The 17,797-nt window shown below is 67.5% G+C and carries 22 protein-coding genes; 9 read left to right on the top strand and 13 right to left on the bottom strand.

Going from position 1 to position 17,797, the window contains the following annotated elements; translation table 11 throughout:
• Positions 1–16 precede the first annotated feature (16 nt).
• The 3 genes from NDI85_RS13765 to NDI85_RS13755 all read right to left on the bottom strand — a co-directional run bounded on the left by NDI85_RS13765 (position 17) and on the right by NDI85_RS13755 (position 2,292).
• Positions 17–1,267 carry an MFS transporter gene (locus NDI85_RS13765; RefSeq protein ID WP_189001552.1) on the bottom strand — a complete coding sequence of 417 codons (1,251 nt, stop codon included), beginning with the start codon at positions 1,265–1,267 and terminating at the stop codon, positions 17–19.
• Complete coding sequence (locus tag NDI85_RS13760) at positions 1,267–1,656, bottom strand: hypothetical protein (RefSeq protein ID WP_189001550.1); 390 nt, start codon at positions 1,654–1,656, stop codon at positions 1,267–1,269. Before NDI85_RS13760 ends, NDI85_RS13765 begins: the two co-directional genes overlap by 1 nt.
• A gap of 75 nt (positions 1,657–1,731) precedes the next feature.
• Positions 1,732–2,292, bottom strand: a complete 561-nt coding sequence (locus NDI85_RS13755) for a TATA-box-binding protein (protein ID WP_166967082.1) — start codon at positions 2,290–2,292, stop codon at positions 1,732–1,734.
• Between the two features lie 162 nt (positions 2,293–2,454).
• Between NDI85_RS13755 and NDI85_RS13750 the strand changes: the two genes are divergently transcribed.
• A complete protein-coding gene (locus NDI85_RS13750; RefSeq protein ID WP_310916113.1) occupies positions 2,455–3,537 on the top strand; it encodes a TIGR01177 family methyltransferase in 1,083 nt (360 codons plus the stop codon).
• Between the two features lie 88 nt (positions 3,538–3,625).
• Entirely contained in the window at positions 3,626–3,781 is a 156-nt protein-coding gene (locus NDI85_RS13745) for a rubrerythrin-like domain-containing protein (protein ID WP_166967077.1), read from the top strand.
• Here the strand turns inward: NDI85_RS13745 and NDI85_RS13740 are convergent, their stop codons facing one another.
• The 6 genes from NDI85_RS13740 to NDI85_RS13715 form a co-directional block, all read right to left on the bottom strand.
• Complete coding sequence (locus NDI85_RS13740) at positions 3,782–4,318, bottom strand: GTP-dependent dephospho-CoA kinase family protein (protein WP_310916112.1); 537 nt, start codon at positions 4,316–4,318, stop codon at positions 3,782–3,784.
• A 1-nt stretch (position 4,319) separates the two neighbouring features.
• Positions 4,320–4,517 (bottom strand): transcription elongation factor subunit Spt4, encoded by a 198-nt coding sequence (gene spt4, locus NDI85_RS13735; protein ID WP_189001544.1) that lies wholly within the window; start codon positions 4,515–4,517, stop codon positions 4,320–4,322.
• Positions 4,517–5,095, bottom strand: coding sequence for a DNA-directed RNA polymerase (locus NDI85_RS13730; protein ID WP_189001542.1), 579 nt, complete (start codon positions 5,093–5,095; stop codon positions 4,517–4,519). The genes spt4 and NDI85_RS13730 overlap by 1 nt, the downstream gene beginning before the upstream one ends.
• Before the next feature lies 1 nt (position 5,096).
• The gene (locus NDI85_RS13725; protein WP_310916111.1) at positions 5,097–5,486 is read right to left on the bottom strand and encodes a twitching motility protein PilT; all 390 of its coding nucleotides are present in this window, start codon (positions 5,484–5,486) and stop codon (positions 5,097–5,099) included.
• Positions 5,483–6,715, bottom strand: coding sequence for a translation initiation factor IF-2 subunit gamma (locus NDI85_RS13720; protein WP_189001539.1), 1,233 nt, complete (start codon positions 6,713–6,715; stop codon positions 5,483–5,485). The genes NDI85_RS13725 and NDI85_RS13720 overlap by 4 nt, the downstream gene beginning before the upstream one ends.
• A 124-nt stretch (positions 6,716–6,839) precedes the next feature.
• Positions 6,840–7,229: a response regulator gene (locus NDI85_RS13715; protein ID WP_189001537.1), complete on the bottom strand. Its 390-nt coding sequence runs from the start codon at positions 7,227–7,229 to the stop codon at positions 6,840–6,842.
• Positions 7,230–7,535: 306 nt separating this feature from the next.
• Between NDI85_RS13715 and NDI85_RS13710 the strand changes: the two genes are divergently transcribed.
• On the top strand, positions 7,536–8,486 hold the full coding sequence (locus NDI85_RS13710; RefSeq protein WP_310916110.1) for a DUF5787 family protein: 951 nt from the start codon (positions 7,536–7,538) through the stop codon (positions 8,484–8,486).
• Between the two features lie 199 nt (positions 8,487–8,685).
• On the opposite strand, the gene NDI85_RS13705 is transcribed toward NDI85_RS13710, so the two are convergent.
• Together NDI85_RS13705 and NDI85_RS13700 are read right to left on the bottom strand one after the other, a co-directional pair.
• Positions 8,686–9,003 (bottom strand): hypothetical protein, encoded by a 318-nt coding sequence (locus tag NDI85_RS13705; protein ID WP_310916109.1) that lies wholly within the window; start codon positions 9,001–9,003, stop codon positions 8,686–8,688.
• Positions 9,004–9,069: 66 nt separating this feature from the next.
• Positions 9,070–9,945: an MBL fold metallo-hydrolase gene (locus NDI85_RS13700; protein WP_189001530.1), complete on the bottom strand. Its 876-nt coding sequence runs from the start codon at positions 9,943–9,945 to the stop codon at positions 9,070–9,072.
• A gap of 122 nt (positions 9,946–10,067) precedes the next feature.
• Here NDI85_RS13700 and NDI85_RS13695 point away from each other — a divergent pair, with 122 nt between their 5' ends.
• Positions 10,068–11,672 carry a hypothetical protein gene (locus tag NDI85_RS13695; protein WP_310916108.1) on the top strand — a complete coding sequence of 535 codons (1,605 nt, stop codon included), beginning with the start codon at positions 10,068–10,070 and terminating at the stop codon, positions 11,670–11,672.
• Positions 11,673–11,742: 70 nt separating this feature from the next.
• Here the strand turns inward: NDI85_RS13695 and NDI85_RS13690 are convergent, their stop codons facing one another.
• The gene (locus tag NDI85_RS13690) at positions 11,743–12,015 is read right to left on the bottom strand and encodes a hypothetical protein (protein ID WP_189001527.1); all 273 of its coding nucleotides are present in this window, start codon (positions 12,013–12,015) and stop codon (positions 11,743–11,745) included.
• A gap of 133 nt (positions 12,016–12,148) precedes the next feature.
• On the opposite strand from NDI85_RS13690, the gene NDI85_RS13685 reads away from it, so the two are divergent.
• Positions 12,149–12,592, top strand: a complete 444-nt coding sequence (locus NDI85_RS13685; RefSeq protein WP_189001525.1) for a universal stress protein — start codon at positions 12,149–12,151, stop codon at positions 12,590–12,592.
• 4 nt (positions 12,593–12,596) lie between these two features.
• Here NDI85_RS13685 and NDI85_RS13680 read toward each other — a convergent pair whose 3' ends face one another.
• Positions 12,597–13,958, bottom strand: coding sequence for an ATP-binding protein (locus NDI85_RS13680; RefSeq protein WP_310916107.1), 1,362 nt, complete (start codon positions 13,956–13,958; stop codon positions 12,597–12,599).
• 192 nt (positions 13,959–14,150) lie between these two features.
• Between NDI85_RS13680 and NDI85_RS13675 the strand changes: the two genes are divergently transcribed.
• From NDI85_RS13675 to NDI85_RS13660, 4 genes are all read left to right on the top strand, one after another.
• Positions 14,151–14,633 (top strand): pyridoxamine 5'-phosphate oxidase family protein, encoded by a 483-nt coding sequence (locus tag NDI85_RS13675; RefSeq protein ID WP_310916106.1) that lies wholly within the window; start codon positions 14,151–14,153, stop codon positions 14,631–14,633.
• Positions 14,634–14,705: 72 nt separating this feature from the next.
• Complete coding sequence (locus NDI85_RS13670) at positions 14,706–15,839, top strand: thiolase family protein (RefSeq protein ID WP_310916105.1); 1,134 nt, start codon at positions 14,706–14,708, stop codon at positions 15,837–15,839.
• Between the two features lie 425 nt (positions 15,840–16,264).
• Complete coding sequence (locus NDI85_RS13665; RefSeq protein WP_189001517.1) at positions 16,265–17,239, top strand: aldo/keto reductase; 975 nt, start codon at positions 16,265–16,267, stop codon at positions 17,237–17,239.
• A gap of 372 nt (positions 17,240–17,611) precedes the next feature.
• Positions 17,612–17,767 (top strand): hypothetical protein, encoded by a 156-nt coding sequence (locus tag NDI85_RS13660; RefSeq protein WP_166967044.1) that lies wholly within the window; start codon positions 17,612–17,614, stop codon positions 17,765–17,767.
• The last annotated feature ends 30 nt before the right edge of the window (positions 17,768–17,797 follow it).

The following is a 17,797-nucleotide window of genomic DNA, read 5'->3' as shown; positions in this document are numbered from 1 at the left end:
AACTGTTTGGCCGCCCCTACGCGTCGAGTCGCCAGAGCGTCACCGCGAACACGAGTCCCAGCGCGGGGAACACGGCCAGTCCGAGGAAGGTGCCGCTCACGCCGACGGCCGAGAGGAGATACCCAGAAATCGCCGCGCCGGCGGCGCCGACGCCGAAGTTCGTCAGGTAGGTGTAGCCGTAGGAGAGCCCCCGGTCGCCGGGCGGGCTGTACTCGGCGATGGTGGCCTGATACAGCGGCTGGAGCGTAAAGAGCAGGAAGCCCAGCAGGACGCTCACCGCGAGCAGCGGTGCCAGCCCCGCTTCGGCGGCGGGGACGAACAGCAGGGCGACGACGGCGAGGCCGCCGAACACCGCCGCGAGTCCGGTCGTCGTCTCGATGCGGTCGGTGAGTTTCCCGCCGACGTACTGGCCGGCGATGCCGACGGTCAGCAGGCCCGAGTACAGGTAGAAGGCGAGGTCGAACTCCTCGGCCAGCGGGCTCCCGGGTTCGAACACCCGCACGAACTCGGTGACGGGCGGGAGGAAGCCGCCGAGGACGTCCGGCAGGAACGTCAGCGTCCCGCGGTAGAACAGCCCGTTCGTCGTCACGACGAGCATCGCGAGGGCGAAGCCCGTGGTGAAGAGGGCGCGACTGTCCGCGAGGAACTCGCCGACGGAGGCCGGCGGGCCGTCGTCGCCGTCACTCGCCTCGCCGCCGTCGGTGCTGACCGCCGCCGTCTCGTCGAACTCCGCGGTGAGCGCGTACGCCACAGCCCCGACGGCCGGGACGACGAGCAGGGCGGCGACGACGCGCCAGTCGAACGCGAGCAGGAGGAGCGCGGTCAGGAGCGGCCCCAGCGCGATGCCGGCGTTGCCGGCCATCCCGTGGTAGGCGAAGCCGGTGCCGCGTTCCTCGACGCCGGTGGAGATGAGCGCCAGCCCTGCGGGGTGGTAGACGCTGGCCGCCAGCCCCCACAACCCCAGCGCGAGGGCGATGGTGAGGACGCCCGGGGCGACGCTCAACAGGAGGAAGGCGGCTCCCATCCCGACCAGACAGGCCGTCACGAGCAGGTTCGAGCCGTAGCGGTCCGCGAGGACACCCCCGGGCAGGGCGCCCGCACCGAACAGCCCGTAGCCGACGGCCACCACCGTTCCGAGCAGTGCCGTCGTCACCGGGAACTCGGTGAGCCAGACGACGACGAAGATGGGGATAGAGAGTTCGTAGGTATGGACCAGTCCGTGTGCCAGTCCGGTGAACGTCACGATGGCGCGGTCGTTGTCCTCCATTACACCAGTCCGAAGATGTTGTTCAGCGCGAACCCGAGCACCGCCGCGAAGGCGAAGTGCAGCGCGACCAGCGGCGCGGTCGACCGGGTCGACAGCCGATACACGGAACTGATGGCGATGCCGTCGGCCAGCAACGTCGCGGCGACGACGACGAGGACGCCGAGGCTGGGCGAGACGAGGCCCGACTCGACGCCCCACCGCTGGAGCAGGAGGGAGACGACGGTGGGGACGATGGCGGCTTTCGCGGCCAGTTGGCTCGGGACGTCACCGATGAAGAACGTCGCTGCCAGATGGAGCGTGACGGCGTAGAACAGCCAGGTGAGCAACAGGGTGACGACGACGGCGAGGACGCCGCCGCCAGTCAGACTCGGCGTACCGGCCTGGAGCATACCTGCGGTTGGTCGCGGCGGCGCTAATGCGTTGTGTTCCCGAGTGCGTGGGCGGCCCCACGGCGGGTCGGGTCCCTAGTCGAGGAGGCCGAGTTCCTCGAGGCGGGAGACGATCTTGTCGACGGCCTCCTCTGCGTCCTCGGGTTTTTTCCCGCCGGTGATGACGAGTTTCCCGGAGCCAAAGAGGAGCGCGACGACGTCCGGTTCGTCGAGGCGGTAGACGAGACCGGGGAACTGCTCCGGTTCGTACTCGATGTTCTCCAACCCGAGGCCGATGGCGATGGCGTTGAGGTTGAGGTTTCGACCGAGGTCCGCGGACGTGACGATGTTCTGGACGACGATCTCGGGGTCGTCGTCGACCTGAATGTTCAGGTCGCGGAGCTTGTCGAAGACGATACGCAGACTCTGGTGGACGTCGTCCGTCGACTTCGCGCCTGTACAGACGATCTTGCCCGAACGGAAGATGAGCGCCGCGGATTTGGGGTCCTGCGTGCGGTAGACGAGTCCGGGGAACTGCTCGGGGTCGTAGTCGGCACCCTCGAGGTCCATCGCCACGCTCTGAAGGTCGAGCTCCTGGCCGATACCGGTCGAGGCGACGACGTTTTCGATGTTGATGGTCTCCTTGGGGTCAACCATGTCTCGATTTAAATCACGTATTTAAGGCTTATAAAGGTTCATGGCATCGACTGACAGGTCGCACAGCTAAAACGTCGATGAGCTGATCACTTCGGGCCAAATAGGGTCGCGTGACGGCCGGCGACCGGCACGCTATTACCGGCACGGACGCACGATACCGGCGTGTACGTCCTCGAACTAGGCGGACAGGACGACCCCTTCGCGCGCCGGGAGGCCGCGGGCGCGGCGAGCGACGTCGCCGTCCTCGCGCCGGGCCTCGCTACCGCGCGCGGCGTCACGGCGCGCGCGCGACACCTCGCGTTCACCCACCGGGTCTGTGAACTGGTGGGGACGAGTGACCCGACCGTCGAGAGCGCGCACGCACTGCTCGAGGCCGCGACCGTCGACCGCGAGGGGACCGTCGCGGTGCGGGCCGTCGACGTGCGGGCGAGTACGGGTATCGACACCCAGCGAGCGGAACGGACGCTGGGCGGCGTCCTCACCGACCGCGGATTCGCCGTCGATTTAGACGACCCCGACCACACGCTGTATGCATACTTCGCCGACCCGGCGGGCGACGAGGAATCGGGCGGTGGCGAGGATGCGTCCTCGTGGCGGAACGGCGACGCGGGAGGCCCTGACGCGGGCGAGGCGTGCTGTGCGCTCGGGTGGGAACACATCGCCAGCGTCCGGGACTTCGGCGACCGCCAGCCCACGAACCGTCCGTTCTTTCAGCCGGGGAGCATGGACCCGCTAGAAGCCCGCGCGCTGGTCAACATCGCCGGTGCGCGGCCCGGCGCCACCGTCGTCGACCCGATGTGTGGGACCGGCGGCATCTTACTGGAGGCGGGACTAGTCGGCGCGCGCGTCGTCGGCGGCGACGCACAGGAAAAGATGGTCCGGGGGACCCGACAGAACCTCGCGTACGCGCTGGACGGCGACGGGCATCCCGACCGCACGGCCTATCCCGAGGCCGGCCGCTGGGACGTCTGTCGCTCGGATGCGGCCAGATTGCCGCTCACCGACGACGTCGCGGACGCCGTCGTCTTCGATGCACCCTACGGCCGACAGTCGCGCATCGAGGGGGAACTGCGCCCCCTCGTTTCCGGTGCGCTCGCCGAGGCCCACCGCATCGCACCGCGCTGTGTGCTGGTCGCCGACCGGGACTGGAGCGACGCCGCCCGCGACGCCGGTTGGACCGTCGCTCGCCGGTTCGAACGTCGGGTCCACCGGTCGCTCGTCCGTCACGTCCACGTGCTGGAGTGACCGACCGTCCAGTTTTCTTGGACGCGCGTTCACTATTGTGACGTGGTAACAACGCTTAAGCTATCAGACTGGCCATACAGGCACACAGATGCCTCGATGGTCAGACCCTGCCCCCTGTGACGAGGACGAGAAGCTGTTCGAGTGTCCGTCCTGTGGCAAGCGCCTCTGTAGCGACCGCTCGACAGTGACCTGCGACCGATGTGACGAACAGATGCAGAACCTCAGCGTCCCGCGACCGGAGTAGCTACCGGATCGCCTCGAGTGCCGCTTCTGTGTCGCCGTCCATCCGGTCGAGTAGCGACCGCACTCGCTCGCGTGTCGCGTCGTCCGGCATGACGAGCACCATCCCCTCGTCGGGTTGGCCGTAGACGACACTCCCGCCGTCGGGTATCGCGAGGACGGCCGGCAGCGCGGCCAAATCCTCTTCGCCGTCGACGTCTACGAGCGTCGTCCCGTCGCCGTCGAGCGCGTCACGCATCGCGACGAGCAACGCGCGGGTGAGCGTCGCCGCCGGGTTCGAGACGGAGACGCGACGGTCGAATCCCTCGATAGCGGCGCTGACAGCCGCGTCGACGGCCGACCGCTTGGTCCGTTCGTCGACGAGGGCGACGTCGGGGACGCGGCCCGCCTCTAACAGGTGGTACGTGACGATGTCGCCGACGGCGACGAGCGGGTCGCCTGCATCGGCCAGTAACGCCGCCGAGTCGGTGTACAACCGCCCCATCGGCTCTTTGAGGTCCGCACGCAACGCGTCGGGGAGTTTGAGAACGACGTCGGACACGTTAGCGGACTTTCAGCGCGTACTGGCCCGGTTCGGTCACTTCCATCTCGCGGGCGATTTCGGACTTCTCGGGGTGGGCGATGACGACGTAGCCGGCCCAGTCCTCGGTGAGCGAGGTCCCACCGCAGGCCTCGCACTGGCTCTCTATCTCGGCGCTTTGCACCCGGTGGCAGTCGCGGCAGACGAGTCGGTCGGCCATCAGCTATCACCGACTTCCGCCGTACTCTCTCGTTTCTCGCGCTCTTCCTGTAGCCAGCCGTGTTTGCCCAGCCCCACCTGTTTGGCCGTGAGGCCGATTTTCGAATCGCGGGGGTTGCGCTCGTCGATGCTCTTCGTGACGATGCGGGCCCGGACGGCGTCGCCGACGGTGAGCGTCCGGTTGGACTCCCGGGAGGCGAGTTGCTGGTTCTCCTCGTCGTAAGCCAGATACTCGTCGGAGATCTGGGAGACGTGCAGCAGGCCGTCGACCGGCCCGATGCCGACGAAGGCTCCGAAGTTGACGACTTCGACGACTTCCCCGTCGACCACTTCCTGCATCTGCGGGTCGAAGGTGAGTGCGTCGAACTCGGCCTCGTAGTAGACGCCGGGTTTGTTGGGCAGGACGGCACCGTCGCCGATGTCGTGGACCTCGATGACGGAGACGACGCTGCCGACGTCTTCGTCCATCCGGCCCTCCAGTTTGTCCTGCAGGAGCTTCTTGACCATCCCCGGACTGACGTCCGCGAGGTGGCGTGGCGGCACTTCGACCGTATCGCGTAGGCGTACCCGTTTGTACATATTATGGTTGAGTGATACCGAGTTTGTTCTGGCCCCTTAAACTAATTACTGGAACGCTTGCGCCGAGCAGGCGGCGTTTGAGGGGTTTGTCGTTCGTCACCGCGTGTGTCGTCTCCGGTCGCGTCGCGAGTTCGAGGACGGCGTCGTCGGCGTAGTCGGCCTCGGTATCGACGACCGAACACCGTTCGAGGAGGTCCCGTCCGACGCCAGCGGCCGTCGCCTCCGCACCGGCGCCGTCGGCGAGTTTCTCCAGTTCTTCGCGGACCGCTTCGGGGACGACGTAGTCGCGGTCCGTCTCGGGCGTGTCCGAAACCACCCTGTCGAGTTCCTCGAACACGCGGACGTTACATTCGACCGGCATCATGAGCGCGTTCGTATCCAGGACGATCATCCACGCAGCGTGCCGACGCCGATGAGTCGCCATCGGGCCCCGACACGGCGGTTGATAGCTATCTTCGCACCGGCTTCGGCACACACCGGCCGTTTGAGGGCGAGTTCACACTCGCCGTCGCGGGCGCTGGTGACCGACCCGACGGTGGTTGCGGTGCCGATGGTGAGCATCAGCGGTTCGCCGGTCGATATCTCCTCGACTTCGCCGCCGTCGTCGCCGACGATGCGTTCGAGTAAGTCCACGTCCATCGTGAACTGCTCGTGGGTCGGCGGGAGACTGCCGGGCGGCCCGGCGACCTGACCGGCCAACGCGTCACCTTTGGTGATGGCAGGGTCGAGTCCGGTCCCGACGCCCAGCAGTCCGCCGGGCGTGACTTCGTCGACGAAGTCGCCGCCGGCCTGTAGCGAGCGGACGTCCGTGGTGACGGGGCGCCACTCGGTCTTGCCGCCTTCCTCGACTTCACGGCCGGGGCGCAGTTCGACCTCGTCGTCGGCTTCGAGTTTCCCCTGCACGAGCGACCCACCCAGCACCCCACCGAGGAGGTCCTCCCACGTGGTGCCGGGGCGGTTGATGTCGAACGAGCGTGCGACCATCATGCGGGCGTCGGCTTCGGGGTCCCGCTCGGGGGTCGGAATCTCGCGCTCGATGGCGTCGATGAGGAGGTCGATGTTGGCCTCCTGCTGGGCGCTGATGGGGACGATGGGAGCGTCTTCGGCGACGGTCCCCTCGACGAACTCCTGTATCTGCTCGTAGTTTTGCATCGCCCGTTCCTCGTCGACGAGGTCGACCTTGTTCTGGGCGATGACGATGTTGTCGATGCCGATGATGTCGAGCGCGCTCAGGTGCTCTTCGGTCTGGGCCTGCGGGACGGGTTCGGTCGCGGAGACGACGAGGACGGCGCCGTCCATGATGGCCGCACCCGAAAGCATCGTCGCCATCAGCGTCTCGTGACCGGGGGCGTCGACGAACGACACCGTCCGGAGGTAGTCGGTGTCTACGTCGTGTTCTTCACAGCGTTCGTCGACCGTGAAGGCGTCCGGTTCGTCCTCCTCGGGACAGCGCCGGAACGTGGCGTCGGCGTAGCCGAGCCGGATAGAGATACCGCGCTTCATCTCCTCGGAGTGCTGGTCGGTCCATTCGCCGGACAGCGCCTGTACCAGGGTCGTCTTCCCGTGATCGACGTGCCCGACGAGTCCGATGTTCACCTCCGGTTGTTTGTTCGATGTCATTTCGAGAGTAATCTTGGTGGAGATTCGCCGCGTGCGACTGATAAACCTACTGTTTGCGGGTCGTGGGCGGCAGATGCCCGGATCCGCGACTCCGCGTGTCGCGTGTACGGTTCGCTCGGCGGCGCTACGTCGCGGCCTGTTTTCGGACCAGTTCGGCGAGGTCGACGTAGTGGTCGGTGTTCGACCGCTTTCGCATGTACGCTGCGCCGACCGATTTCGCGGCCGTCGCGACGCCGCTCTCGTCGGTCGCCGTGTACAGGACGGCCCCGACGTCGACGTCGGTCTGTTCTACCAGCGTCACGCCGTCCATCACCGGCATCTCGTAGTCGGTCACGACGCAGTCGAACGAGTCGTCCAGTCGCTCTAAGGCCGTCGTCGGTGCAGTCGTGTAGGTCACCGACAGGTCGCCGTCGAGGTGTTCGAGGTACTCGGCGACGAGCGTCGCGACCATCGGGTCGTCGTCGACGACGAGCACCCGGTACCGGCGCTCACTCACGTCTCTCCCCGTTCCCATCTGCTGTCACCAGCCCCATACACTCCGACCGATTCTCTGTGCCGTAATAAACGCTCGGTGACGACTTCACGACCTGAAAGGACCCCCTTCTCACATCGTCGGCGACGCACTGGCGTTCTCCGGGGCGCCGTCGATGCACACACCGTGTGAATCTCGACCATCCGCTGGGCGGCCATGCCGACGGCGTCCCGAACCGGTGGGACAGCCGACGTAGCGCGGGCGGAAGCCCCATGGGAAGCCACGGGGGACTCGACGATGACGGCGTTGAGCGCGCCCCTTTTATCGCTCTCGCCCCTGTCTCTGCCCGTGCGGGAGTTCGGCTTCGAACTGGCGCTGTGTGCGGCCCTCGAACGCGAGGGCCACCTCGTCAGCCGGCAGCTAGGCGGCCACGTCCACGGTCGACGAGTCCTCGATACCGTCGTCGTCCACCCGACCGACGCCGTCTCTCGGCGGGCCGCCATCACGCCCGAGCGTCTCCCGACGACCGCTATCGAGGCCGACGTGGGTCCGGGGCGGGCGCGCTACTGGAAGGACGCCTTCGACTGTCACCCCGACCGCGCCGAGCGGGCGACCGAACTGGCGATAGAGCGGGGCTTCTTCGAGCGCGAGCGACACGGCGGGCGCACCTACGTCCGCCAGACCGCCCGCTACCCAGACTGGATCGAGGGCATCACCGCTATCGAGAACAAACCGGACCTCGACCGGCCGGGTGACCTCCAGACGCAGTTGCGAACCGACGTCTCGCTGGCGCTCGTCGACCGGGTCGTGCTGGCGACGGCCGACTACGTCACGCGCGCCCACCTCAACCGCATCCCCGATGAAGTCGGCGTCTGGCGATTCGATCCCGAGACGGGCGACCGCGAGATCGTCCGCGAGGCGACCGACCTTCCGACCGACGAGGCGGGCGTCGAACTCCGAGAGCGAAAGCCGCTCCGGGCGGACGTGCGCGTCGTCTCGGCCGCCGAGAAGGCCAGCGCCCGGACCCGACTCGCCGAGCGCGCCTACGGAAAGGGGTGGCGGAGCTTCGACTATCCGCCGTGTGCGAACTGCTCGCCCGATGCGGACGGAATCCCCCACTGTACGTGGAAGGACCGTCCCGTTCGGGCGAGCGAGGAGTGCGGCCCCGACTGCGAGGGACACGAGAAGGCCGACGCGCCGACCGTCGACGGCGAGGCGCTCCGGGCCGAGCGCACGCCGTGGGACCCCGATCCGGCGGGGACGCGGCGGCGACAGACGGGGCTCGACCGGTTCGGCTGATCAGATACGACTGTGGTTCACGCGAATCTGGTGGTCGACGGCCAGCACGATGACGCAGGCGACGACGGCGTTCAACCGCCCACGCCACCTCGCCGGTCGCGAGGAGGTCGCCGCTCACCGAGACGAGAAACGCCACTAGCCCGCCCACCAGCGGATACGGCCACGTGCGGTCCACAGCGACCGATAGCGTCGCCCGTACTTACTGGACACGGTCGTTCTCGGCGTCGGCCGGGCCGTCGCGGGTCCAGTCGTCGGAGACGGTCCCGCCGTCGCCGGCCGCGGTCTGTGTGTGGCCCTCGTAGTTGTCGGCTGTCTCCGCCGGGGCCTCCGCCGCGACGTTCTCGGCGTGGCCGGTCCGGGCGCGGTAGTTCGCGGCCGTGGCGATGGCGACGCAGGCGACGAGGCCGACGACGAGGACCCAGTCGACGTAGTCGGCGAACAGCCACAACCCGACGACGGCGAGGCCGCCGCTGACCAGCGCCGCCCCGACGGTCTCCGCGATACCACGCCTGTCCATGCTGTCGTGTGTGATTCCACCGCACAAAAGTGTGCGGTCGCTTTCACGTAGCCGAATCGGCCGCCCTCACAGCGAGAAGCACTCGCCGTCGACGGCGATGTCGTCGGCGAACGCCCGGTCGGCGGGGACGTAGTGGGCCGTGTGGACGATGCGGTACGATTCGGCGTCGATATCGTCGGCGAAGTCCCGCGCACCGGGCAGGGTCATGTGCTTCGTGCCGAACGTCCGCGGCACGCCGTCCTCGTCGTGGTGAGCGCCGCCCTTCGGGTGGAACTCGCAGGCCTCCTCGTGGACGATGCCCTCGACCAGCGCGAGGTCGGCACCCGAGAGCGCGGCCTTCGAGCGGTCGGGAATCTCGTAGCAGGTGTCCCCCGAGATGGAAAGCACCGCGCCGCTCTCCGGTTCCTCGATGCGGAGGCCGTAACACAGCAGCGGCGGGTGTTCGACGGGCACGAGCGTCACCTCCAGCCCGGCGACGGTGAACGGTTCGTGGGGCGTCTGCGGGTGGACGGAGACGGTGTCGAGGTAGTCGTAGCGACTCCGTATCCCCTCGGCGACGCTCTCGCCGGTGACCGGGTCCGTCTCGTCGGCGGCGTACACCGGGAGGTCGTCGAACAGGCGGTAGGCGTTGCCCAATCCGTCCAGATGGTCGAAGTGGACGTGCGTGACGATGGCCGCGTCGGGGAGTCCCACGTCCTGCGTGAGAAACTGGTGGCGGAAGTCCGGACTGGCGTCCACGAGGAGGGACTCGCCGGTCTCCTCGTTCCGGACGTACACCGAGAAGCGAGAGCGCTCGACGCCCTCGCTCGGGTCGACGCCTCGCTCGCGCAGTCGCTCGCGAAGTTCCGGGCCGGGGTCGTGGGCGCGCTCGCAGGTCTCACAGTCGCAGTCGACCGTCGGCGTGCCCGTCGTGTCGCCGGTGCCCAGCAGCGTGACCTCCATCGCGTCACACTCCGTGACTGCCGTGGAAAAAGGTCGCGCCTCGGAACCCCGCCCGGAAACCCATCTTCGACGTTACAGCACCGATGAAAATTTTATATCGAATAACTGTGAACGAGAGTTCGATGCAACAGCACACAGCAACTGGAGCGCGCACAGTCGTGGTCGCACTCCTGCTCACCGTCGGTCTCGTGGCCGCTGGGGCCGGCGTGACGACGGCGGCGGCCGCGACGAGCACAGACGACCTCGCCGTACAGACTGCGTGGGCGGACCCGCTCTCCGAGACGTCGATGGTCACCGGGGCAAACGTGACACGGTTGCCGGACGACGAGACGGCGACCGTCAGTGTCTACTATCGACCCAACGGGACCAGCGACTGGCAACGTGAACGGGTCACTAACGTGACGACGACGGGCCTGCAGTACGTCGAACTGACGGACCTCCACCCGGAGACCGAGTACGAGTACTACGCCGCGGCGACGGCCAACGGATCGGTCGCAACCGGCGACGTGCGGACGTTCACGACGCTCCGCGACCGCCCCGACGTGGTCGCGACAGGGGCCACGGGCGTCAACGAGAGCGCCGCGACGCTCCGGGCGAACGTCACGGACCTCGGCGGGGCGACGGCGGCGCTCGTTCAGTTCGAGTACAAGCCGCAGTCGGCCGATAGCTGGACGTACACCGACGAACGGCAGATAGGGACCACCGGACCGGTCGCCGAACAGGTCGCTGGCCTCTCGGCGGCCACCGACTACGAGTATCGGGTGACTATCCGCGCCGCCGACGGCGACGAGGCGCTCAGCGCCCGGTCGACGTTCCGGACCGACGACCCGGTGCGTGTCCTGACCGGCGCGGCGACCGACGTCACCCGGACGAACGCGACGCTCACCGGCGAGATAGCCGACTTCGGCGGCGCTAGTCCCGAGGTCGTCGCCTTCGAGTACCGGCAGATTGGCGCCGAGAACTGGGACCGTGCCGACGCGACGCTGGCCTCCGACGGCACGTTCTCGGCCACGGTGGGTGCGCTGTCGCCCGGGACGACCTACGAGTACCGCGCCATCGCCAGCACCACCGACGGCGACGGCGACCGCGGCGCCGTCCGAACGGTGACGACCATCTCCGACCCCGCCGTCACCACCGGTGCGGCGTCGAGCGTCGGCGAGACGACGGCCACGGTCGGTGGCAACCTCACCAGTCTCGGCGGGGCCGACGAGGCTACCGTCACCGTGCAGTACCGACAGGCCGGCACGGACGCGTGGACGGCCGCGCCCAACGAGACGCACACCAACGCCGGGCCGTTCGCGGTGTCACTCTCCGGTCTGTCACCGGGCACCGACTACGAGTACCGTGCCGTCGTCACGACGCCGGGCGGCGCGAGCGACACCGGTGCAGTCCGGACGTTCGGTACCGACCGCGCGGCGTCGCCGCCGGCCGTCGACTCGCTGTCGGCCCGCGACACCAGTCCGCCGAACCCCCACGTCGAACTCGACGTCGACTGGCGCGTGAGCGACGTCGACGGTGACCTCGACTCGGTCACGGTGACGGTGCGTGACGGCGGCGGTCGGACCGTGGAGTCGGTCACGCAGTCCGTCGCCGGCAGCAGTGCCGGCGGGTCGCTCGTGGCGTCGATAAAGAAGGGCGCCGGCGAGACGTACACCGTCACGGTGACGGTGCGCGACGCCGCCGGCGAGACGGCCAGCGAGTCGACCAGCGTCTCGACCGGGCGTTGACACCAGACGAGGACGTCTCGCCTGGACGCTGACGCACGAGGCGGGGACGTGTCGACCGCGACGACCCTTTCTACTCCTCGGCCACGAAATCCCCGGGGTCCAGTCCGTGCCGATTGGCGGCGTCGGCGATAATCGTCTTCGCTCGTGCCTCGGCCACGTCGTCGACGAGACACTCGATGAACCCCGAGAGCAGGGCCGGCCGGATACGCAAGTCGACGAACTCCACCTGCCCCTCGGCGACGACCACGTCGATGTCCCACTCGCCCTCTTCGGGGTCGGTCATGCGGACGTCGACCCAGTCGTCGGCCGTCTCGTCGGTGTCTGTGAACACGTCGTCTCCCATGAGTGTGTCAAATGACACCGAGCGGCATAAATGTCTGTCTCGCCGATGGGATCGCCACTACGGCGGGAGTGGCGTGTACTCACTTTCCGTGCCGAACTAACGAACTATACGGCTCCGTGACGACGGATGCAGTATGACATTCGTCGTTCCGTTCGACGACTCGACGCACGCTCGCGCGGCCCTCGTCCGCGCCCGTGAGTTCGCCGACGCCCTCGAGGAGGACGTCCTCGTGATCTCCGTCGTCCCGAACAACAACGTCGACTACGCCCGGGAGGCGGGATGGCTCGGTCCCGAGGAACCGTTCGACCTCGAGGCCATCGCCGCGTCACTGGAGCGCTCGGTCCACGACATCGCGCCCGACGCGGCGTTCGAGTACGAGACCTGCGTCAGGGAGGCGACCGGGAACCGCATCGCAAAGCCGATACGGAAGTTCGCACGGCACAACGACGCGTCGATGGTGTTCGTCGGGTCGGCCAACGCCGGTCGACTCGTCACGACGCTCGGCAGCGTCGCCGGCCGCATCAGCACCGACGCGGCCTACGACGTGGTCATCGTCCGTCGCCTGCCCGAGACCTGACCGATCAGTGGTCGTGGTCGTGGTCGTGGCTGTGGCCGCCGTCGCTCGCTGCGTCGGCGTCCTCGGAGAAGTCCCCGCCGGCGACGAGGGCGTCGTGGTCTCCGTCTATCATGTCCATGTTCTTCAGGTTGTCACGCTCCTCGAAGTCCTTGATGGCGTCTTCGAGGTCCGCCTGCGTGAGCGTCGTGCGCTCCTCGGTCAGAGCCTCTAACACCGCCTCGCGGAGCACCATCCGGAGGTCACTCCCGGTCAGCCCCTCGGTGAGTTCTGCAAGCGTGTCCGGGTCGAAGTCGGTGATGTCCATCTCCCGGGTGACGATGCGGAGGATGTCCGCACGCATGCTGCGGTCGGGTTTGGGGAAGTTGACGATTTCGTCGAAGCGCCGCCACGCCGCCGCGTCGAGTTGGTCGGGGTGGTTGGTCGCGCCGATGAGCAACACCTCGTCCTGAATCAGCGAGATCTCGTCGATGCTCTTCAGCAGGGTGTTGACGGCGCGTTTGATCGCGGCGTGTTCGTCAGACGACCGCGTCTTCGCGACGAAGTCGAACTCGTCCATAAAGAGGATACACGGCGAGAGCCGTTTGGCCACCTCGAACACCTTCTCGACGTTTTTGGCCGTCTCGCCGAGGTACTGGCTCGTAATCATCGACAGTTTCACCTCGACGAACGGGAGGTCCAAGTCGTGGGCGAGCGCCCGTGCGACGCTGGTCTTGCCGGTGCCCGGCGGGCCGACGAACAGCAGTTTCCCGATTTCGCGCAGACCGATCTGGGCGAGGTAGTCTCGGTGCTCGATGGCCTTCACTATCTTCTGGATCTCGCCCTCCTGGTCGGGCGTCAGCACGAGGTCGTTCAGCGTCGTCTCGACCTCGGCGGGGGCGCGCACGTCGACGAGGTCCAGCATCTCCTCGTCGTCCTCGTCGTCGCTGTCGAACGCCTCCTCCAGCATCGCATCGATGAACGCGCGATCGGCGCGCGCGGGGCGGTTCGTGGCGCGTGCCGTCTCGTAGTCCAGGTCGAACTCGTTGCCGAAGGCCGCTACGAGCACGGGGTTGCGTTCGAGACGGTCGGCGTCGACTCGCTCGATGTACCACTCCTCGGCCATCTCCTGATCGGTGAAGGAGATGGCTCCGGAGAAGTCGTCGCGGTCGGTAAACATCAGGCCCGAGACGGCGCTCCACGGCCGTTCGACGCCGGTCGCTTCGCTCGCAGTCGTGTTCGTCGCCGACAGCGGTCGCTCGATATCACCGTCGCTCCAGAACACCGCCCGGTAGGCCGGGGGCAGGTCGTCTGGGTCGAGGTCCTGTCGCTCGCTATAGATGGCTGTCGTCAACAGGAACTCGACGACGTCCAGTTCCGGGTTGCTCATTCCCACCTACGTTGCCACGCGACCGGGATAAGTGACTCGAAGCGCCGGCGGCGACACAGTCGGTCCACCGGCATCGACCGGCAGATGCCGACCGCTCGGTGGCCTACTGACCGTCTGGTCGTCGCTCCACGACAAAACACCCGCCATTAGCCGGCGAACGCTTATGTTCCGGAGCGACGAATTTACAATTCCATGACAATTGAGGACATGGAGCAGTACGGTCTGACGAAGATGAGTGACGAGGAGATGCACGACTTCGTCTCGACCCAGCGGATGGGCGTCCTGGCGCTTCCCGCCGACGACGCGCCCTACGTCGTGCCGATGTCATTCGGCTACGACGGGGCGTCGACGCTGTACTTCACGTTCGTCGGCGGCCCCGATAGCCGGAAGCGCACGTTGATAGAGCGAGCCGAGACGGTTCGGTTCCTGACCTACGCCGCCCAGTCCGCCTTCAACTGGGAGAGCGTCCTGTTGACGGGGACCGTAGAGCGCGTCCCAGAGCCGCGGTGGGAGGCGATACGAGACGTCCTCGAGACGGCGTGGCGGCCGGACGTGTTCGAGGCGGCCCGCGAATCCGAAGCAGTCGTCGTCTACCGATTCACCGCCGACGACTGGGCGGGCATCAAACACACCGGTCTGCCGCCGGGATTCGACGCCGACGAGTCCTCGGCCTGAACGGGAGACAACTCGGGCCCCGCGGTCCCGAGTTTGTGAGCTTTTAACACGGCCCATGTCGTTGTCCTGTCCATGCCGACACCGGTCATCGTAGATGCGGTCCGGACGCCACAAGGGAAAGAGGACGGCGCACTCGCGGGCGTACGTAGCGAGGACCTCTCGGTTCCGCTCGTCAACCAGTTGCTCGCGAGTACCGGCGTCGAGAGCGACGAGGTCGACGACCTGCTCTGGGGGTGTGCCCAGCAACGCGGCGAGCAGGGTAACAACGTGGCTCGGGTCATCGCCCTGCTGTCGGACCTCGGCGAGAGCGTTCCGGCGTCGACTATCAACCGCTGGTGTGCCTCTTCCGCGGAGGCGCTGATGCGGGCCGCCGACGCCGTCGCGGCCGGCCAGCGTGACGTGCTCATCGCCGGTGGCGTCGAGTCGATGTCCCGCGTGCCGATGGGCGAGAACACCCACAACGTCCACCCGCGACTCGCCGAACTCTACAACATCGGCGAACTCCAGATGGGGATGACCGCCGAGAAGGTCGCCGAGGAGAAGGACGTCGCTCGGCGCGAACAGGACGAGTACGCCGTCAGAAGCCACCAGCGCGCCGCCGAGGCGACCGATTCGGGGCGATTCGACGACGAACTCGTCCCCATCGGCACGGACGAGGGCCGCGTCGAGGAGGACGAGGGCATCCGCCGGGACACCGACGTAGAGACGCTCGCCGGCCTGCCGACGGTGTTCAAGTCCGACGGGACGGTCACGCCGGGCAACGCCTCCCAAGTCTCGGACGGCGCGGCCGGCCTGCTGGTCACCTCTCGCGAGTTCGCCGAGGAACGCGGCCTCGACGTGATGGCCGAAATCGGTGCCCACGAGGTGGCCGGCGTCGACCCGACGGTGATGGGCATCGGCCCGGTCCCCGCGGTGCGTCAACTGGCCGAGCGCACCGGCCGTGACACCGGCGCCTACGACCTCGTCGAACTGAACGAGGCCTTCGCCTCCCAGTGCCTGTACTGCCAGCGTGAACTGGGCTTCGACGACGATATCTACAACGTCAACGGCGGTGCCATCGCCATCGGTCACCCCCTCGGCGCGTCGGGCGCCCGCCTGCCGGTGACGCTCGTCCACGAGATGCAGAAACGCGACGCCGAACTCGGTCTCGCGACGGAGTGTGTCGGGTTCGGACAGGGCGCGGCCATCGAGTTCCACCGGGTCTGAGGGCGCACGCACGCGAATCGTTGTGCGATTCGCGCTTTTTCGCCCACGTTTTTGCGCCGAGTGGTGGCCGACGGCCACCCGAGGTGGAAAAAGGTGGCAGCGGGGTGGCCATCGAGTTCCACCGGCCGTCGCATAGCAGCGGTGGCCGGCACTGGCTGACCGACGGACCGAGCGGCGGGCGGTGTGTAGTGACGGGACGCCACGGAGCAGCGCGATGCAGACAGTCGGAACGCCTCCAGAGGCTGGCTGCTCGAACGGGCCGGCTGTGCGGCCGCACTCTCAGCGACCCGACGACGGCCCACGCAAAGCGCGTAGCGCGTCGCGGTGCCGAGAGCACCGGGACGTTCTGACACTGCTACCGCTAACCGGAACAGACGGGCACGGACCGCCCGAACTGTTTTGAGTGCCCGGCCGTTGCTCCGCCCATGGAGTACACGACGCTCGGCTCGACCGGTATCGAAGTCAGTAAAATCTGTCTCGGCTGTATGAGCTTCGGAAGCGACCGCGAGTGGATGCTGGACGAAGACGAGAGCCGCGACCTGTTAGAGCGCGCCATCGAACTGGGTGTGAACTTCTTCGACACCGCGAACGTCTACTCGGCCGGCGAGAGCGAGCAGATTCTCGGCGACGTCCTCGCCGACTACGACCGCGACGAGCAGGTCGTCGCCACGAAGGTCCGGTTTCCCGGCGCGAGCGACCACCGAAACGCCCGCGGTCTCTCCCGGAAGACCATCGAGCAGGAACTGTCGAACTCGCTCGACCGGTTGGGGATGGACACCGTCGACCTCTACCAGATCCACCGCTGGGACTACGATACGCCCATCGAGACGACGCTGCGGGCGCTGGACGATGCCGTCCGCCGCGGGCAGGTCCGTCACGTCGGTGCCTCCTCGATGTGGGCCCACCAGTTCCAGCGCGCGCTCCACGTCAGTGAGCGGGAGGGACTGGCGCGTTTCGAGACGATGCAGGACCTCTACCATCTGGCCTACCGCGAGGAGGAACGCGAGATGTACCCGCTCTGTGACCGGGAGAACGTCGGCGTCATGCCGTGGAGCCCGCTCGGCGCGGGCTACCTCACACGCCCCCACGAGGAGTTCGAGTCGACGACCCGCGGCGTCCACGAGAGCGAGGAGGCCGAGGTGCCATACGCCGAGGGACCGGGCAGTGAGGAGATAAACGAGCGCGTACAGGAACTCGCGGCCGACTACGGCGTGACGATGGCCCAAATCGCGCTGGCGTGGCAGTTCCAGAACGACGACGTCACCACGCCCATCGTCGGCACCTCCAGCATCGAGCATCTGGAGGCCGCCGTCGAAGCGCTGGATATCGACCTCTCGGCGTCGGACGTGGCCTACCTCGAAGAACCGTACGAGCCGGTGGCAGTGTACGGGCACGAGTAGCGAGGCGCCGAGTGAAACGAGGGGCCTCGGGTTGCGAGCGGCGGTAGCCGCGAGCAGTAGCGGGAGTCCGAGTACAGCGAGGAATCCCGGAAGACGAACGGGGAACGCAGTGAGCCGTGAGTAGCGAGGGTCTGAGCGAAGCGAAGACCCTCGACGGAGCGGGGACCGCAGGGAACCGCGGAGTAGCGAGGTTCCGAACGCAGTGAAGAACCTCGGATTGCGAGCGGCGGTAGCCGCGAGCAGTAGCGAGAGCCTGAGCGAAGCGAAGACCCTCGACGGAGCGGTGAGCGTCGCGAGCGACAGCGGGCGTCGCCCGCCAACGACTTGCACGGCCGGAGCGTACGGCCACACAGTCTACGGCCCGACTTCGCCATGATTCCGCCCGTCGTCCGCCGCTGTCCCGAGTGTGGGCACCTGACGTGGAGCCACCGCTTCCCGGTCGTGAGCGCCAGCGACGGGCCGCAACTCGTCGAATGCCCGTCTTGTGGCCACCGGTTCGAGACGGTCGACAATCCGTGGCTCAACTGACCGCGACATCTGGCCGCCCCGGTCGGCGTC

Source organism: Haloarcula sp. S1AR25-4, from assembly GCF_031624555.1.
Taxonomy (GTDB): Archaea; Halobacteriota; Halobacteria; order Halobacteriales; family Haloarculaceae; genus Haloarcula; species Haloarcula pellucida.
The sequence above is the reverse complement of the archived record's forward strand: the minus strand, read 5'-3'. Positions and strand labels throughout refer to the sequence as shown.

What these genes read in the sequence shown, in the direction of transcription:
- NDI85_RS13765 (WP_189001552.1), bottom strand. Translation starts at nt 1,267, where the DNA reads ATGGAGGACAACGACCGCGCCATCGTGACGTTCACCGGACTGGCACAC.
- NDI85_RS13760 (WP_189001550.1), bottom strand. Translation starts at nt 1,656, where the DNA reads ATGCTCCAGGCCGGTACGCCGAGTCTGACTGGCGGCGGCGTCCTCGCC.
- NDI85_RS13755 (WP_166967082.1), bottom strand. Translation starts at nt 2,292, where the DNA reads ATGGTTGACCCCAAGGAGACCATCAACATCGAAAACGTCGTCGCCTCG.
- NDI85_RS13745 (WP_166967077.1), top strand. Translation starts at nt 3,626, where the DNA reads ATGCCTCGATGGTCAGACCCTGCCCCCTGTGACGAGGACGAGAAGCTG.
- spt4 (WP_189001544.1), bottom strand. Translation starts at nt 4,517, where the DNA reads ATGGCCGACCGACTCGTCTGCCGCGACTGCCACCGGGTGCAAAGCGCC.
- NDI85_RS13730 (WP_189001542.1), bottom strand. Translation starts at nt 5,095, where the DNA reads ATGTACAAACGGGTACGCCTACGCGATACGGTCGAAGTGCCGCCACGC.
- NDI85_RS13725 (WP_310916111.1), bottom strand. Translation starts at nt 5,486, where the DNA reads ATGATCGTCCTGGATACGAACGCGCTCATGATGCCGGTCGAATGTAAC.
- NDI85_RS13720 (WP_189001539.1), bottom strand. Translation starts at nt 6,715, where the DNA reads ATGACATCGAACAAACAACCGGAGGTGAACATCGGACTCGTCGGGCAC.
- NDI85_RS13715 (WP_189001537.1), bottom strand. Translation starts at nt 7,229, where the DNA reads ATGGGAACGGGGAGAGACGTGAGTGAGCGCCGGTACCGGGTGCTCGTC.
- NDI85_RS13705 (WP_310916109.1), bottom strand. Translation starts at nt 9,003, where the DNA reads ATGGACAGGCGTGGTATCGCGGAGACCGTCGGGGCGGCGCTGGTCAGC.
- NDI85_RS13700 (WP_189001530.1), bottom strand. Translation starts at nt 9,945, where the DNA reads ATGGAGGTCACGCTGCTGGGCACCGGCGACACGACGGGCACGCCGACG.
- NDI85_RS13695 (WP_310916108.1), top strand. Translation starts at nt 10,068, where the DNA reads ATGCAACAGCACACAGCAACTGGAGCGCGCACAGTCGTGGTCGCACTC.
- NDI85_RS13690 (WP_189001527.1), bottom strand. Translation starts at nt 12,015, where the DNA reads ATGGGAGACGACGTGTTCACAGACACCGACGAGACGGCCGACGACTGG.
- NDI85_RS13685 (WP_189001525.1), top strand. Translation starts at nt 12,149, where the DNA reads ATGACATTCGTCGTTCCGTTCGACGACTCGACGCACGCTCGCGCGGCC.
- NDI85_RS13680 (WP_310916107.1), bottom strand. Translation starts at nt 13,958, where the DNA reads ATGAGCAACCCGGAACTGGACGTCGTCGAGTTCCTGTTGACGACAGCC.
- NDI85_RS13675 (WP_310916106.1), top strand. Translation starts at nt 14,151, where the DNA reads ATGACAATTGAGGACATGGAGCAGTACGGTCTGACGAAGATGAGTGAC.
- NDI85_RS13670 (WP_310916105.1), top strand. Translation starts at nt 14,706, where the DNA reads ATGCCGACACCGGTCATCGTAGATGCGGTCCGGACGCCACAAGGGAAA.
- NDI85_RS13665 (WP_189001517.1), top strand. Translation starts at nt 16,265, where the DNA reads ATGGAGTACACGACGCTCGGCTCGACCGGTATCGAAGTCAGTAAAATC.
- NDI85_RS13660 (WP_166967044.1), top strand. Translation starts at nt 17,612, where the DNA reads ATGATTCCGCCCGTCGTCCGCCGCTGTCCCGAGTGTGGGCACCTGACG.